Origin of the sequence: Calothrix sp. FACHB-168 (assembly GCF_963889195.1) — a bacterium.
GTDB lineage: Bacteria > Cyanobacteriota > Cyanobacteriia > Cyanobacteriales > Nostocaceae > Aulosira > Aulosira anomala_A.
This window is the reverse complement of record NZ_CAWPNJ010000017.1, coordinates 121,272-138,464: the sequence shown is the minus strand read 5'-3', so window position 1 is coordinate 138,464 and position 17,193 is coordinate 121,272. Positions and strand designations below refer to the sequence as shown.

The window sequence follows — 17,193 nt, the reverse complement described above, 5'->3', positions numbered from 1 at the left end:
TGAAAGACTGAATTTGATATAGCAATCCGGAATCATACGTGAGAAAACACTGAACATGCTAATGTCTTTTCAAATACTCGTATTAATTGAAGTTTGAGGTTAAAATTATATACTTTGCATAATATATAGACTAAAAACAAGTTTTATAAATCACGCTTAAATATTTACGTGTTTTCTCATAAATCATTTATGATTGCTATAGCTAGCTTTTCCATAAAATAGCAAGCCGAATCATCTACTATCCTCATCCATCGAATATGCTCGATCCGGTAAAAACAGAGTAAATCTACTACCTTTACCTAAAGTCGATTCTACTGTTACATCACCACCATGTAACCTTGCTAATTTGCGCGTTAAAGCTAAACCTAAACCAGTACCTTCATATTGACGATTTAACCGACTATCAAGTTGTTTAAAAGGCTCAAACAGAAAATGAAATTGATTAGCATCAATCCCAATACCAGTATCTGCAACTGTAAATGTAATTCCATTGCTAACTTTTTTCACTTCTAAAGCAACTTCTCCCTTAGAAGTAAATTTAATCGCATTAGTAAGTAAATTTAACAGCATTTGTTTAATCCGCCGTTCATCAGCAACACAAATATCAGCTTGGGGTGCTATATGGCTGGTGATTTGTAATCCTTTATCTAAAGCTTGATCGCCAACTGTAGAAATTACAGAATTACATATATCTATCACTCGTAAAGGTAATAAAAAAAGTTCTTCTTTACCTGCTTCTACCTTCGACAAATCAAGAATATCGTTGATCAGTGCTAATAAATGTTCGCCACTACTATACACACAACTAATGTACTCTTTTTGCTTGTCATTCAGAGGCCCTACCATTTCCTGTTGCAGCAATTGAGATAAACCCATAATTGCATTCAGAGGCGTGCGTAATTCGTGACTCATGGTAGCTAAAAATTCGCTTTTAGCACGACTCCCAGCTTCAGCCGCAGCTTGGGATGCACGCAATTTTAATTCTGTTTGCTTGCGTTCGGTAATGTCTTCAATAATAGTTAAGAAATATTCCGGTTTACCATAACTATCGGGAATAACAGAAACTGATAAATGAGTCCAAACTAATCCTCCCTGTTTATGTAAAAACAGCCTTTCCATTTCCAGGCGATGTCTTTCAATTAGCTGTTGTGGATCTGCACTAATTCCCGAAATTAGTTGTTCTAACAGTTCTAAATCGCCAGTTTGCGGAGAGACATAATTTGTGAATTGTTTACCACATAATTCTTCACGGCTATAACCCAGCATTTGACATAGCGCGGGATTGACATCGACTATTTGCGCTTGCATATCTATCAGTCCAATCCCGATAGAAGAACATTCAAAAATTGCTCGGAATTTTGCTTCACTTTGACGTAGTGCGGCTTCTGCGGCGTTGCGTTCGCTGGCTTCTATGGCGAGAGTGACAAAATCTGCAATAGAACCGGCAAAGTTCTCTTCTTCTAATGTCCATTGACGAACTTCACCGCAATGTTCGTGGGAGACTACGCCGACTAATCTACCTCCCAACCAAATTGGAGCATTCAATAGAGATGCAATTCCTAATTCAAAAAGATAAGATTGAGATAATTCTTCAGTTCTACTATCGTTGATGGCATCATCAACCGCAAGGCTACGCTCTGCTTCTAAAGCTTGGAAATAATTAGGGTAATTAGCTTTGAGGAGTGATAAACCATTGCGGTGTTCTTTACTTCTGACATCATACAAATCTACGCATTCCAAAGTAGAGTGGTCTTGATTATATAACCACACCCCTACTCGCTCTACTGAGATGGTACGTGCAGCAGCTTCTGTAATCTCTTGGAAGGCGGCTTTGAGATTACCTTGTTGAAATGTCTTACTTCTTGCTAGTTGCACTAGGGTTTGGCTTTGTTTTCGGCGCGCATTTTCTCGGATTTGCAACACTTCTTGGGAATTTTTAGATTCTGTAATATCTCTAGCCGCAACTACCTGCATTTTTTGACCTGAGTGAGAAATCACTTTGCCTTGAAATTCTGCTGAAAAAGTAGAGCCATCCTTTCTGACTACAATGACTTCACAAGGGATTTCCGAACCAGAAAGTATATTTTTTGTCATTAACTCTTGTGATTCTAGCGCAATCAGTTCCCGGCCGTTTTTACCGATCGCTTCTGCAAGTTCATAATCAGTCATTTCTACCAGGACATAATTAGCATTGAAAATTATTCCCCGATCTTGTATTATTATGCCTTCAAACGTTGCTTCAGACATAAAACGCCATTTTGAGTTAGCAAGCGCGCATCAGAGATGGTTTTTAAATCTTTATCATCCTTTAGGCAGAAATTCAAGCCTTTGAGGTATAGAAATTTTACCTTTAGATCGGTAACCATCTCAGTTTATTACTAAATGTTAATGAAAAACACTGGTCTATTTCTTTAGATAGAGATACGCGACCTCATATATTTTGCGACAATTAGATTAGAGCAGCTGTTGCAGAGGTGGAGCGATGAAAGATAGCAGTATAAGAATTGTCTCTCTCATTCCCAGTGGAACAGAGATTTTAGCGGCACTGGGTTTGACTGATGCTATTGTCGGGCGATCGCATGAATGTGACTATCCCCCAGAAATCCAAAATCGCCCGATTTGTACCAAAGCACGGTTAAATAGCAATGCTTCCAGTCAGGAAATTGATCAACAGGTGAATAATTTATTGCAATCGGCTGTGAGTATCTACGAAATTAATACTGAGATTCTCCAGCAAGTCAAGCCCACCCATATTGTGACTCAAGACCAGTGTGATGTCTGTGCTGTGAGTCTGCAAGAAGTAGAAAAAGCAGTTGCCAATCTGATTGACACCTCACCACAAATCATTTCTTTGCAGCCAAATTTACTGGCAGATGTTTGGCAAGATATTGAGCGGGTTGGTAATATTTTTGAAGTAGACTCAGTAAAATTGCTAGAAGACCTGGAAGCACGGGTGAAGATTTGTCAGCAAAGAATCCAAGGATTGTCTTTAACAGAACTACCCACTGTCGCTTGCATTGAATGGATAGATCCTTTGATGGTAGGTGCTAATTGGATTCCGGAATTAGTCAATTTGGTAGGCGGACAAAGCTTATTTAGTTCTTCCGGTCAGCCATCAGCTACCATAACTTGGGAAACACTTGTAGCCAGCAATCCCGATGTAATTATTTTTATGCCTTGTGGTTGGGATTTACAGCGCACTCGCCAAGAAGCGCGGTTATTAACCAAACTTCCAGAATGGCAGGGACTTCATGCTGTGCAAACTGGTAGAGTCTACATTACTGATGGCAATGCTTACTTTAACCGTCCCGGCCCCAGGTTGGTAGATTCCCTAGAAATTTTGGCAGAAATGTTACATCCAGAAATTTTTGCTTATGGTTACAAAGGTACAGCTTGGGAAGTTTTAGCGGCTGATGAGGTGGCGGCGATGGCGGTAAGGGGCGCTTAGGCTAGGGGCTAGGGCGTATTTTTCAACTCTAACCACAACAAGATAAAAGCGATCGCGGTTCCATCCACATTCCGGAACTTGCCGATCTAGATTGTCTTGTTGATCTGCGTTAGCCAAGCTTAGGAGTCGTGTAAAAATAAGTTGAACAATTTACAGCAGTTTTCACCTATTTGAACCACATCTGTCGTAGGGGCACGGCACCAGTAAAATTATTGTATATATGAGAAGATTGTGGATGCCGTGCCCCTACAGTGTGGTCTATTTACCTGAAAATAGCTGTAATTTTTGTAGTGCGGGCAGCGTTCGACTGAGCGCTCACGCCGAAGTCTTGCCCGCGCGAGCAAGATGCTCGCACTACTTATTTTTACTTGATGCCATACCCAAGGTATCACTTGCAATAGCCCCTATTTTTCAATTGAGCCTGAAGTTAAGGTGAGAACAATGGCAGATTTGGATGCCAGAACTGTCTTATATATTGAAGATGATGCTGCTTACATTTTATTGGTGAGGCGTGCCTTGCAACGCTCAAAATTAGGTAAATTGCCTAATTTACGAGTCTTCACAACATCAGAAGAAGCTATACGTTATCTATCAGGACAACCTCCTTATCAAGACAGATTAGCTCATCCTTTGCCAAGTCTGCTGTTAACAGATTTACGCCTACCGGGAAAATCAGGATTATATCTTGTGAACTGGGTAAAAAAACAAGCAGAATTTGAGCAAATGCCGATAGTAATGTTAACTGGCTCGGCTTTGGATGAAGATATTGAATCAGCTTACGAGTTAGGCGTAAATTTTTGCTTAGTTAAGCCAGCAGAAGTTGAGATGTTAGTCAGCATTATTCATGCACTCAGCGTTTACTGGATTCCCCCACCAACTAAAGCGACTATTTAAAATATATCAAAAACTCCACCCATAAATGGAGTTTTGTCAGTAGTCAGTAGTCAGTGGTTAGTAGCAAAGATTTGTAAAATGACAACTGACACACGTTCGCGTAGCGTCTCGTAGAGAAGCGAAATAAAAAAAGGGAACTAATAATGACTCAACGAGAATTTCCGAATTGGGAAGCGCTCTATCAAGAACAAGCCGTTGAAAACATGCCCTGGTTCAACTCTAGCTTAGATCCAGATGTTGAGGAAGCCCTGCTCAAGCTGGAACTGAGCAATGGTTCAGTCCTAGATTTAGGAACCGGGCCGGGAACCCAAGCGATCGCGCTAGCTGAACGCGGCTTTCAGGTGATGGGGACAGATTTATCAGAGGCTGCTATTCGTCAAGCAGCAGTCAAAGCAAATCAGAAGGGATTACAAATTTCGTTTGAGCAAGATGATATTCTTAACAGTCATCTACAACAATCTTTTGACTTGATTTTAGATAGAGGCTGCTTCCATGTTCTACCACCCCACAGCTATGATACTTACGTGCAAACAGTCGCAAACTTATTAAAGCCAAAGCGCTATCTGTTACTGAAATGCTTTTCTCAAGAAGAGACAAGAGAACAAGGCCCTTATCGCTTTACTCTAGAGGAAATTCAGCAGATATTCAAACAGCAATTTGCTCTGCATTCGGCTAAACAAACGGTCTATCATGGGACACTAGATCCCCTTCCCAAAGCACTTTTCTGCATCCTAGAAAAGCAGTGAAATTTTATATATTTCGATTTCGTGCTGACTTAGGCTGCGTTCGATGTGCGCCAAAATATTTTTCACTGCGATAACGCAGCCACACCCGTAAAACTTGCGGTATCTGCTGTTTTTGCTCTTTGGTTAATGTATTGTAAAGAGTCAATGCGCGATCGCGTTCACCTCGACAAGCTGCATTGTTATGAGCGTCCCAATAGCTGCGAGCCACGCGAATGCGACGACAAACTTCTTTAATTAACGCTTCTCCTGTGAGTGGAGTATCTGGCTTTGCCATACTTAATTACCAAATTCAGATTCAGTTACCGCTTTGACATAAGCGATCGCTATGGGTGTAAGTTTATTTTCTAATTCTGTCACCAAAGCGCGATCGCTTTGTGACCAAATTCGCGGTTTCCCATAAACAGCAGGTTGCAAAATTCCCCATAATTGCTGATTATATCGCAAATGAGCATGAATTAAGGCTCTATGTCCCATGTGCTGATGCTCAAAGTCTTTATTGACAACTTCTGGACTAGCAATTTCTATATCTTCAACATAAACTGAAGGATCGGCGCGGAGTGCCGCCGCAAATAAAGGATCTTCTTGGGGTAAAGACTCTGATTCTAATCCCCAGTCGAAAGTTGTCGCCTCTGGTATATCTGGATGGCGTCGCCAATAATAAGCGACTTGCGCCAGCTTTTTGTCTGGATTACGTAAATATAGAAAACAGCGATCGCACTGTAACGCTTCGCCAATTAGGGGTAAAATTTCCCTAAAAATAACGTCAGGATCGCTGTTTCTCTCTAGCACAGATTGAATATTTTTTGGCAGAACTAAGCTATTCATCAATAGATCGGTAAGTTTTTATCATATTTTCTCTAGTCTGGGCTAGGGAAAACATCACCCTACCGATACAAATCACCAATCTAGGACTTACGCAGTGTCAGATATTTTTCATGCTTTTTGTCAATGGTCAATAGTCCATAATCCAAAAACGTGAATTTTGACCATTGACTTTTGACTTTTGACCACCCTTGTGAGGGTTTTTGTGTTCGGTGCGTAAGTCCTACAATCTAGAATACTTCCACTGTCTCCATACTGTTTTCTAAGCCAGCAACTATCAAACTTGTGGTTTGTAAAATTGCCGCGCGATCGCCCATTCTACACCGCTCAAATAAAACATTCCCATCTAATTCTCTATGGGCTGCTAATGTTTCTAAAATATTTTCTTGCGCCTTTAAATTACCATTGGCACAAGCCGCATACAGTAACACACCTGCCATAGTATACATATCTAACATCGGCTCATCGCTATCTTCCAAATGGACAATGCTGGGAAACTCAGATAAAGGATGAACGAATTGATCGAAAGTTAATTGTGTCATATTTTCTAGCCGAGTCGATGTTATGAATAGGTTCCAACCCCAAATAAGCCGCTATTACGGTGTCTACTGTGGTTGAGTGCGAATAATTTGACTTACTTTAAACGGCGCGAAATTCTTTGTGCGATAGACTTTGGTAGTTTGTTTCATGAGGTTTGCAGTGCTGACAAACTAGCAAAATTCAGGAGACAGACCATTAATACCGTAATGTAACTGTAAATTAAACTAGGCAAATTTAAAGATCTGACGATCTCTGCTTGCGGAATGAATACGAGCATATATACTGAACTTAAGGGTCTAAAAAACCCTTTGGATTCCTAAATAAAGGTGAGAAGCTAACTAGCAAAAAAAGCAGCTAGCTTCTGGGTGGTCTACCGTTTCTTTGATCTTCAGCTGTTTACTGCTCCTAGTCATCATATTAAGCTTGTCATTTTTTTTTGTCAAGCTGTCATTTAAATGTGACAGATACGAATGTCTTGCTTTTTGGAATTCATGAGAGAAAATAGAGACAAGGACAATATTCACAATTTTGACTTATGACTGACAGAAGGCGCTCTGAAGATTACAAACAAATTAGCGGCTATATCCCCCTGGAATTAGCCCTAGAGTTTAAAAGTATTTGTGCCCGCTTAGGCATTTCTCAAAGCGACGCTTTAGAAGAGATGGCTCAAGAGTGGATAGCTAAAAAAACAGATGTATATGCGCTCAACATGCAAAAAGCAGCGCCAAAAACCATTGCTGATGTCGTCAGAATCAACATGGCAAAACTCAAGCGTTGTGGGGTGAAAAACTTACCCGCCTTAGCCAAAGGCGAAGTACTACCAACACCAGGAGATTTTGCGATTATTACATCCGCTTTAGCTATCCCAGAAGAAGAAAGAAAAAAAATCTGGGAAGAAACTTTTAAAATTTCCGTATATCAAGATACACAGGGTGTAAAAGTATTTAAAGATTCTCAAGGTGTCAAACAAGATGAGTGCGAGTATTCTTAAAATCCTCAACTTACCGGGGTGGAACTATAAAATGTCTTATGAAGGGGTTTCAATTTTAGCCCCAACCAAGCGGGATGCCACTTACTTGGCGCAAAGCTACGGAGAAGCACTCAGCGAAACTGCATACAAAATTAATGGTAAAGTGCGGATTAAATGGCGAGGCTGTAAGCAACCGATTGAATTTTTTGGGTGGATGGCTACCAAAGCAGCGCCTACAACCTCACAGACAGCCGAGCGGATTTTGCAATATCAGGGTGCGGTATTTTGCAGCCAGCTACATGTCCCGTCAGAGTTGTTATACCGCATGGTTGCGGCTGCAGAAAACGATCGCCCTGTAAGTATAGTGAGACAAGATACTCGCAAACAAATCATTGTGAATCAGCCAATGGTTGAGATGCTAGAAACACCACCAGAAATTGCGACACACAGAGTTATGACACAGTTTTGGTTACCGCAAGATTTAGCCGAACTAGAACAAAGATTGCACAACGATAGGGGATTCACTTGGACTTATTCTGCTGGACTCAATGAAAAAGCTTGGGCAATTTTAACCACACAGTTTGAAGCTTTTGAAGTTGAGGGGATTTGGTACAGACAGGGAATCTGTTTATCAACGCCGCAACTAGTACCGATTCCTTCAGGGGTATTTGAACCCGCTTAAATTCATATCCCCTCCTGTAAAAATGGAGGGGATTATTTTTTAACTCTTTAGGACTTACACAGTGTCAGATAGTTTTTATGCTTTTTGTCAATGGTCAATAGTCCATAGTCCAAAAACCGGAATTTTGACCATTGACTTTTGACTTTTGACCACCCTTGTGAGGGTTTTTGTATTTGGTGCGTAAGTCTTACTCTTATTGCTGTGATGCAAAGATAATCAGGAATTCTAAAGTTTTGCTGTAATTCCACACTTGCTGACATCGCGGTGAAAGTCTAGCTCTGACAACATCACAACAGCGATCGCGCTTTATAAAATCAAGCTATTATTTAGTTTGTAAATAATGCAGCGTCAAACTCAACTTTTGCATGAAAGTAGCAGTCTTCAGTACCAAAGCCTACGATCGGCAGTTTTTAGAAGCTGCAAATAATCCCAAACAGCACGATTTAGCCTTCTTTGAACCCCGACTAAATCGAGATACAGCCATCTTAGCCGCCGGATTTCCTGCGGTTTGTGCATTTGTACATGATCAGGTAGATGCTTCGACTTTAGAGATTCTCGCTTCACATGGAACTCACCTGATAGCTCTGCGCTGTGCTGGTTTCAACAATGTAGACTTAAAAACCGCCGCCGCTTTAGGTATTACCGTTGTGCGCGTACCTGCTTACTCACCCTATGGGGTTGCAGAACACGCAGTAGGCTTAATTTTAAGCCTCAATCGCAAAATTCATCGCGCCTACAACCGGGTACGAGAAGGTAATTTTTCCCTAGATAAATTACTCGGATTCAACCTCAACGGGCGTACTGTGGGAATTATCGGTACGGGAAAAATCGGCTTAATTCTCGGACAAATCATGAAAGGGTTTGGCTGTCACCTCCTCGCCTATGATGTGTTTCGCAACCAAGAATTAGAAGCCATCGGTGGTAAGTATGTAGAATTACCAGAATTATTTGCTAACTCTGATATCATCTCCCTACATTGTCCCCTGACAGAAGACACTTATCACTTAATCAACGAGCAAGCGATCGCCCACATGAAACCTGGCATCATGATTATTAACACTAGCCGAGGTGCGCTGATTGATACCGAAGCAGTAATTGCTGGGTTAAAATCTGGGCAAATTGGCTATCTTGGTGTCGATGTATACGAGCAAGAATCAGAATTATTCTTTGAGGATTTATCTGATGAAATCATCCAAGATGATGTGTTCCAATATCTCACAACATTTCCCAACGTACTAATCACCGGACACCAAGCCTTCTTTACAGAAGAAGCTTTGCGTAATATTTCTGAGGCAACCATATCTAATATTACTGATATTGAACAAGGTCGCCCCTGTCAAAATGAAATTCGCGCCCAACTACCAGCAGACAATAAGGTGCTGGTGAATTGAGCAATAACTCGTAATTCGTAATTCGTAATTCGTAATTCGTAATTACAGCATCTTCCTGTAAATAGACCACGCGGTAGGGGCACGGCACCGACAATCTTTTGGTACATACAATAATTTTACTGTTGCCGTGCCCCTACGACAGATATGGTTCAAATAGGTGAAAACTGCTGTAATAATTCATTAATTACGAATTATAAAAGAATACGCCAGATGCTAGGGGTATGGCAATGCCATACCCTCTAGAATATATTGATGTAGCGCAAACACTACAGCAGATTGCCAGTTGGTGCGGTACAGATGATCGTTGATTGTAGGGGCACTGGCACTGCCATGCCCCGAAGCGCGTACCTCATTTACCTGAAATATGTTGTAAATTGGGATAAGAATGCGGACAGGACAAGGGTTTAGGCTTGTATATTTGTCTGTCTTTTTAAATTGGTATCAGGTAAAAATACCACGCTGTAGGGGCAAAGTAATACTTATGCCTCTATTTGCATACAAATAATATTTGCGACACATCAAAATATTTTAGAGGGCATGGCAGTGCCAGTGCCCCTACAATCTGACGCATTCTTTTTTCCAATTGGTGTTACTTGAAATATTCTGTATTTTACGCACCTGTGACGCATCATTTTGGGAAAAAATCTCTCATATTGTAGCCCTTAGTTTCTATTTTCTGAATAAATAAGTAATGTCTAAACTAGAGCCTAAGTAACAGATTTATTAGTATTTAAAACTTCAATGCTACATATTGACTCAAATCAATGATTATTCAATCCGAGGAATAATAAGTCTTACTGATAACTACCTTTATAAATTAACATTTTACTAATTGACTAGTTTGCAGTCAATATAAGAGTAAGAACTTTAACTATAGAAAATATCTTTTTGGTAAAAACACATGGCATTACTTACAGAAGCTAATCCAATTACAAAAGCACCTGGACTGTTGACGATTGAGACTGCGGAAATAGGTGCAGAAACTACTGCTATTCGCTGTCTTGATTGGGATAGAGAACGTTTTGATATTGAATTTGGATTGCGGAACGGCACAACCTATAACTCTTTTTTAATTCAAGGCGAAAAAATCGCTTTGGTAGATACTTCTCACCGCAAATTTGAGAACTTATATCTAGAATTGTTGACTGGATTAATTGACCCAGCACAGATAGATTACTTAATTGTGAGCCACACAGAACCCGATCATAGTGGTTTGGTGAGAAACATTTTAGAATTGGCTCCTGATATCACCATAGTTGGTGCTAAGGTCGCAATTCAATTTTTAGAAAATATGGTTCACCAACCATTTAAATCAAAATTAGTGAAAAGTGGCGAACGTTTAAACTTAGGGAATGGACATGAATTAGAATTTATTTCTACGCCGAATTTACACTGGCCAGACACCATTTTGACATACGATCATAAAACTAAAATTCTCTATACCTGTGATGTCTTTGGAATGCATTACTGCGACGATCACACCTATGATGAGAATTTTACTGTCATCGAAGAAGATTTTAAATATTACTATGATTGCCTGATGGGGCCTAATGCGCGTTCGGTTTTAGCAGCATTAAAGCGAATTGAAAAATTAGAAATTGGTACAGTAGCGACAGGACACGGGCCTTTACTACAACACCATATTTCTGAATGGTTGGGTAGATATGGAACTTGGAGCCTAGAACAAGCAAAAACAGAAACATTAGTAGCTATGTTTTATGCTGAAGATTATGGCTATAGCGAACAATTAGTGAGAGCGATCGCACATGGTTGTACCAAAACAGGTGTCGCTGTCGAATTAGTCGATATTAATAGCGCTGAACCCCAAGAAGTCCGGGAATTAGTCGGACAAGCTGCGGGTTTAGTCATTAGTATGCCATCCCAAAATTCAGTTACAGCACATGCAGCGATTGGTACTATCTTAGCGGCGGTGCATCAAAAACAAACCATCGGCTTATTAGAATCAGGTGGTGGCGAAGATGAACCAGTTTATCCCTTACGTAACAAATTTCAAGAATTAGGTTTAACTGAAGGCTTTCCACCTATCTTAATTAAAGAACATCCTAGCCAATCTACAGAACAATTGTGTGAAGAAGCAGGTACAGATTTAGGTCAATGGTTAACCCGCGATCGCACTATTAAACAAATCAAATCTATCAACACAGATTTAGAAAAAGCCCTCGGTCGCATTAGCAACGGACTGTATATTATTACAGCCAAAAAAGGCGAAGTGCAAAGTGCTATGTTTGCCTCTTGGGTAACTCAAGCTAGCCTCAATCCTTTAGGTGTAGCCATTGCAGTTTCTAAAGATAGAGCCATAGAATCTTTGATGCATGTAGGCGATCGCTTCGTATTAAACGTATTAGAAGAGGGCAAATATCAAGGCTTAATGAAACATTTCCTCAAGCGTTTTGCTCCCGGTGCAGATCGTTTTGCTGGCGTCAAAACTTATCCGGCAATTAATGGATCGCCCATCTTAGCTGAAGCTTTAGCCTATATGGAATGCGAAATCACCAGCCGCATAGATTGTGGCGATCATTGGATTATTTATAGCACTGTGCAAACAGGAAGAGTCGCCAAAATCGATGGATTAACAGCAGTCCACCACCGCAAAATTGGTAATCATTATTAATTGGGAATGGGGCATTGGGCATGGGGCATTGAAACAATTTTGGATTTTGGATTTTGGATTTTAGATTTAGATTAGAATCCAAAATTGCAAATCTAAAATCTAAAATTCTTTGTCCTCCTTGTCTCCCTTGTCTCCCTTGTCTTCCTTCTGCCTTCTCATAACTACCGCTTCACACAATAATTGAGAGTGCTATATGTATCAGCCTGCTGAAAATAACCCAATTTCCATGTACCAAATTAATCGGGGTCGGATTGTGCGTAGCTTGGAATTTATCCAAGACATAATTGTGATTTCTTTATGTATTGGGTTATTTAGTTTCATGGTGATTCAGGTGAGAGATATGTTTCTCTCCTTGCTTCCTCCCCTAGATTTTCATGTTGTCACTGCTGATATTCTCTTTTTACTGATCCTCGTTGAATTATTCCGACTGCTGATTATTTATCTTCAAGAACAACGCATATCTATTGGTGTAGCTGTTGAAGTTTCTATTGTTTCCGCCTTGCGAGAAGTAATTGTTAAAGGCGTATTAGAAATAACTTCTAGTCAAGTGTTAGCAACTTGTGCATTTTTACTAGTTTTAGGAATCCTACTTTTCTTGCGAGTTTGGTTACCCCCCACCTTTGAAGGTATCGATCCAGAACAAGAAGTATCCAAACGTTATAAACGTCGCTATCTAGAAGAATTAGCCAAAAACAACGGACGTTAAGAAGAAAGGAAGGGAGACAAATAACAAATGACTATTGTAGAGACGCGATTAATCGCGTCTCTAACCAATGCCCAATGCCCAATGCCCCATGCCCATATCAAGAGGTTACTATGAATGCTACTTTAATACCCAACCGCAGTAGAGATGTTCAGGTTGCAGAGATTGGTGTTAATACTTTGATATTGCGATCGCGTACTTGGGAACGTCTGAAATTTGAGATTGAATATTCTCGTCAACGCGGTACGACAGCAAATTCTTATTTGATTCAAGCCGACAAAAAGGTTTTAATTGATCCTCCTGGTGAGTCTTTTACGGAGATTTTTTTAGAACAAATAGCACAGCATATAGACTTAACTACCTTAGATTACATTGTGCTTGGTCATGTCAACCCCAACCGTAGAGCCACTTTAAAGGAGTTGCTGTCTTTAGCGCCCCAAGTAACTTTAATTTGTTCTCGTCCGGCGGCTAATGCTTTAAAAACTGCTTTTCCGGAATGGGAATCCCATATTCAGTCTGTGCGATCGCAAGATACCCTGGATTTAGGCCAAGGACATCAACTCTCATTTATTACCGTTCCTACTCCCCGTTGGGCTGATGGGCTATGTACCTACGATTCCGCTACGAAAATTCTCTACACTGATAAGTTTTTTGGCGCTCATATCTGTGAAGATACTTTATTCGATGAAGATTGGAAAGCTTTAGATGCGGAACGTAAATACTATTTTGAATGTCTTCATGCGCCCCAAACTAAGCAGGTGGAAGTTGCTTTAGATAAATTCACAGTTTTGGGTGCTAAATGTTACGCTCCCGCACATGGCCCGGTGGTACGTTATAGTTTGAGTCGTTTTACCTATGATTACCGTCAATGGTGTCAAGGTCAAAAGTCTCAAGAGTTAAGCGTCGCTTTACTTTACGCCTCAGCTTATGGAAATACAGCCATTCTCGCTAATGCGATCGCTCAAGGTTTAATTGAAAATGGCATTAATGTGGAATCGATCAACTGTGAACTCACAGAACCAGCAGAAATTACTCGCATTGTCGAAGCTTGCGATGGCTTTATTATCGGTTCGCCTACTTTAGGCGGACACGCACCGACGCAAGTTCAAACAGCTTTAGGAATTGTCCTCTCATCGGCAGCGAAAACTAAGCTAGCTGGGGTATTTGGTTCTTACGGTTGGAGTGGCGAGGCGATTGATTTACTGGAAAATAAGCTCAAAGATGCCAATTATCGCTTAGGCTTTGAGACAATTAGAGTCCGCTTCAGCCCGACTCCTTTTGTTTTACAGCAATGTCAAGATGCAGGTGCTAGCTTTGCCCAAAACCTCAAAAAAACCAAAAAACTGCGGACTTCTCGCCAGGTAGTCACAGAAACCCATGTAGATCGCACAGAACAAGCTGTAGGTAGAATTATTGGTTCCTTATCTGTCGTCACAACTCGCGATCGCGATAATCATAAAGGTATCTTAACTTCTTGGATATCTCAAGCAACCTTTAACCCGCCAGGAATTATGATTGCGATCGCTCAAGAACAAAATGCCGATTTAATGTGTCATCCTGGGGATAAATTTGTTCTGAATATCCTCAAAGAAGGTAGAAATGTCCGCCGCTATTTTTCCCGTCAAAGCAGTTTAGGCGAAAATCCCTTTGCTCATCTTCCCACCCAAACCGCCGATAATGGCTGTTTGATTCTCACTGAAGCCTTAGCTTATTTAGAATGTACCGTCCAAAATCAACTCGAATGCGGCGACAGATATTTAATTTATGCTGTAGTTGATAAGGGTGAAGTATTAGAACATGAAGGTGTCACCGCCATCGAACACCGTAAATCTGGCAGTCAGTATTAACCTTTCACGGTTAATTTCACAGCTTACTGTTGTTAATATCCCCGATTTTTTGAAAAAGTCGGGGTTCTTTGACTAATAACAATTTTTTCCGAAAATTTAAGTAAGCTGCACAGCTAAATTATATAGGTCGAAAACGCAAAATAATTGTAGTGCGGGCAGCGTTCGACTGAGCGCTCACGCCGAAGTCTTGCCCGCGTCTGATATACAAATTAGATGCATCGCAGCTTATTATTGATTATTGAGATATTGTTTCAATTACACTTCGTCTATTTTCAAACCTGGAGTAGTGCGGGCTAGAAGCCTGCTACGAAGAGTAGGGAGCAAGATGCTCCCACTACTTTTAAAACTATGGTTCTCAAAATAGATGTGGTTTTTTTATAAAAGTGACTGAGAGATGGTTTATTCTACATCAGTTGTTGTACTAAAATTTTGTAAGTTTTGCTACAGAAATTTTTGGTTGATTTTTCTGCATCAAAAGAATGAATTTTAGGAATAGAAAAGTAAAACTTTGTGTAGCAAATTACAAATTTTTATGCATAATAGATACAACTATCTTGGGCTAAAATTTGATTTCAGCATGAGTTAGCCAGAGCTAACACTCTTTATAGCTAATTTAGCTGCAAATAACTATTGATAACCCTTGATTTTAGGTTGCATTAGAGCAAATATGTAAAATCACTGATAACAACAGTTGCTCTGAAAACGAGAAAAGCTAAGTTATGAGTCTTGACTTTACATCATAACTCAATGTAACGTATCTTACTTTATAGGTGTGCAGAAATTCCCAGATTAATTGCTAAAACCAGCAATTAATTATGGATATTTCGTGGAGAGGAAAACGGAAATATGTCTCATTTATTTTGGAAAAATCTGGTATTACTACCAGTGTTTTTGGGTGCAAATGCATTAGCCTCATCTAGTGTCATGGCTGCGGAATTATTAAATTCTGCTAACTCAGCAGCAGCCACAAATTCTAGCGATGCTACAACTGCCTTAGAGCCAGCAAAACCAGCTAAAACAGAAGAAAATCAAGTTTTAGTTAGTCAAGCAATTAATCAAGACTCGATGTCTCAAGTTACGTCAGTATCGCAATTTTCTGACGTACAACCAACCGATTGGGCATTCCAAGCATTACAATCTCTCGTTGAACGCTATGGTTGTATTGCCGGTTATCCTAACGGAACTTATCGAGGAAATAGAGCATTAACTCGTTATGAATTTGCAGCAGGTTTAAATGCTTGTTTAGATCGAGTTAACGAACTGATTGCGACAGCAACAGCCGACTTGGTAACCAAACAAGATTTAGCTACCCTCCAGCGTTTACAAGAAGAATTCTCCGCCGAATTAGCAACCTTACGCGGTCGAGTAGATTCTTTAGAAGCGCGGACAGCAGAACTAGAAGCAAATCAATTTTCGACTACCACCAAGTTAGTTGGTGAAGCAATTTTCGTCGTTACTGATACCTTTGGCGAAAACAACAATAACAAAACTGTTTTTCAAGACAGGGTACGTTTAGACTTACAAACCAGCTTTACCGGTAGAGATACCTTACACACCCGGATTGCGGCTGGTAACGCCAATTTGTTACGTTTGCCCGGTAACAGCTTTGAAAGTACCCAAACCTTTAACCTGGGCAATACTGGTAGTAACAGCGCGATTATCGACTGGTTATCCTATTACTTCCCCTTGGGTAACTCCCAAGTTTATATAGCCGCAACTGGCGGTATTCACAGCGATTACGCGCCTACCGTTAACCCCTACTTTGAAGGTTATGACAGTGGTAACGGTGCTTTATCTACCTTTGCATCTGAAAGCCCAATTTACCGGATTGGCGGTGGTGCTGGTGGTGGCTTAAACTTTGTTTTTGGTAGTGGTAATGGTGGTTTCCAACCTTCTATAACCTTAGGTTATCTAGCATCTCAAGCTAATAACCCCGCACCACGCACAGGTTTATTTGAAGGTAACTATGCAGCTTTAGCGCAGTTAAACTTGAACGTTGGCGATCGCTTATCTTTTGCCGCCACCTACGTTCATGGTTATCATGATGCTAACACTGCTTTATTTGATTTCGGTGGATTAACCTCTGGTGTTGTAGGTACCGCACCAGCTAACTTTGTTGGTGGTGGTAATCCCTATAACAGTAACTCCTATGGTGTGGCAGCTGCTTTCAAACCCAGCGATAAACTGTCAATTAGTGGCTTTTTAATGTACAGCGACATTAACAGCTTAATTGGCAATAGTAACGATGAAGTTTGGAGCTATGGTGTGGGTGTAGCCTTACCAGATTTTGGTAAAAAAGGCAACCTTTTGGGTATTTTTGCAGGTGCCCAACCATATTTAGGTAGTATCAGTGGCGATCGCCCTTACCATATTGAAGGGTTCTATAAATACCGCGTCAGCGACAATATCTCCATCACTCCCGGCGTGATTTGGTTAACCAGTCCCGGTCAAGTTGCTAATAGCGACGATGCACTGATTGGTACTTTAAGAACCACTTTCACCTTCTAAATTCTTCGAG

General features: G+C 40.5%; 14 protein-coding genes. 10 read left to right on the top strand and 4 right to left on the bottom strand.

What is annotated here, in order from left to right:
* Window positions 1-231: 231 nt before the first annotated feature.
* Window positions 232-2,247: a PAS domain S-box protein gene (locus tag AACW45_RS09980; RefSeq protein ID WP_190632831.1), complete on the bottom strand. Its 2,016-nt coding sequence runs from the start codon at window positions 2,245-2,247 to the stop codon at window positions 232-234.
* A 235-nt stretch (window positions 2,248-2,482) separates the two neighbouring features.
* On the opposite strand from AACW45_RS09980, the gene AACW45_RS09975 reads away from it, so the two are divergent.
* From AACW45_RS09975 to AACW45_RS09965, 3 genes are all read left to right on the top strand, one after another.
* Window positions 2,483-3,448, top strand: coding sequence for a cobalamin-binding protein (locus tag AACW45_RS09975; RefSeq protein ID WP_190632830.1), 966 nt, complete (start codon window positions 2,483-2,485; stop codon window positions 3,446-3,448).
* A 441-nt stretch (window positions 3,449-3,889) separates the two neighbouring features.
* Window positions 3,890-4,342 (top strand): response regulator, encoded by a 453-nt coding sequence (locus tag AACW45_RS09970; protein WP_190542553.1) that lies wholly within the window; start codon window positions 3,890-3,892, stop codon window positions 4,340-4,342.
* A 143-nt stretch (window positions 4,343-4,485) separates the two neighbouring features.
* Window positions 4,486-5,088 carry a class I SAM-dependent methyltransferase gene (locus AACW45_RS09965; protein ID WP_199331107.1) on the top strand — a complete coding sequence of 201 codons (603 nt, stop codon included), beginning with the start codon at window positions 4,486-4,488 and terminating at the stop codon, window positions 5,086-5,088.
* 4 nt (window positions 5,089-5,092) lie between these two features.
* Here AACW45_RS09965 and AACW45_RS09960 read toward each other — a convergent pair whose 3' ends face one another.
* From AACW45_RS09960 to AACW45_RS09950, 3 genes are all read right to left on the bottom strand, one after another.
* Window positions 5,093-5,362, bottom strand: coding sequence for a Precorrin-3B methylase (locus tag AACW45_RS09960; RefSeq protein WP_190542543.1), 270 nt, complete (start codon window positions 5,360-5,362; stop codon window positions 5,093-5,095).
* 2 nt (window positions 5,363-5,364) lie between these two features.
* On the bottom strand, window positions 5,365-5,913 hold the full coding sequence (locus AACW45_RS09955) for a GAF domain-containing protein (RefSeq protein WP_190632829.1): 549 nt from the start codon (window positions 5,911-5,913) through the stop codon (window positions 5,365-5,367).
* A 227-nt stretch (window positions 5,914-6,140) separates the two neighbouring features.
* Window positions 6,141-6,452 (bottom strand): hypothetical protein, encoded by a 312-nt coding sequence (locus AACW45_RS09950; protein ID WP_190632828.1) that lies wholly within the window; start codon window positions 6,450-6,452, stop codon window positions 6,141-6,143.
* Between the two features lie 533 nt (window positions 6,453-6,985).
* Here AACW45_RS09950 and AACW45_RS09945 point away from each other — a divergent pair.
* The 7 genes from AACW45_RS09945 to AACW45_RS09915 all read left to right on the top strand — a co-directional run bounded on the left by AACW45_RS09945 (window position 6,986) and on the right by AACW45_RS09915 (window position 17,183).
* A complete protein-coding gene (locus AACW45_RS09945) occupies window positions 6,986-7,441 on the top strand; it encodes a hypothetical protein (protein ID WP_190632827.1) in 456 nt (151 codons plus the stop codon).
* Window positions 7,422-8,102: a PAS domain-containing protein gene (locus AACW45_RS09940; RefSeq protein WP_096646305.1), complete on the top strand. Its 681-nt coding sequence runs from the start codon at window positions 7,422-7,424 to the stop codon at window positions 8,100-8,102. Before AACW45_RS09945 ends, AACW45_RS09940 begins: the two co-directional genes overlap by 20 nt.
* A gap of 365 nt (window positions 8,103-8,467) precedes the next feature.
* Window positions 8,468-9,493 (top strand): 2-hydroxyacid dehydrogenase, encoded by a 1,026-nt coding sequence (locus AACW45_RS09935; RefSeq protein WP_190632826.1) that lies wholly within the window; start codon window positions 8,468-8,470, stop codon window positions 9,491-9,493.
* A 901-nt stretch (window positions 9,494-10,394) separates the two neighbouring features.
* Window positions 10,395-12,125, top strand: a complete 1,731-nt coding sequence (locus tag AACW45_RS09930; protein WP_190632825.1) for a diflavin flavoprotein — start codon at window positions 10,395-10,397, stop codon at window positions 12,123-12,125.
* Window positions 12,126-12,318: 193 nt separating this feature from the next.
* Complete coding sequence (locus AACW45_RS09925) at window positions 12,319-12,831, top strand: phosphate-starvation-inducible PsiE family protein (RefSeq protein WP_190632824.1); 513 nt, start codon at window positions 12,319-12,321, stop codon at window positions 12,829-12,831.
* A 110-nt stretch (window positions 12,832-12,941) separates the two neighbouring features.
* Entirely contained in the window at window positions 12,942-14,675 is a 1,734-nt protein-coding gene (locus AACW45_RS09920; protein ID WP_190632856.1) for a diflavin flavoprotein, read from the top strand.
* Between the two features lie 846 nt (window positions 14,676-15,521).
* Window positions 15,522-17,183, top strand: a complete 1,662-nt coding sequence (locus tag AACW45_RS09915; protein ID WP_190632823.1) for an iron uptake porin — start codon at window positions 15,522-15,524, stop codon at window positions 17,181-17,183.
* Window positions 17,184-17,193 lie beyond the last annotated feature (10 nt).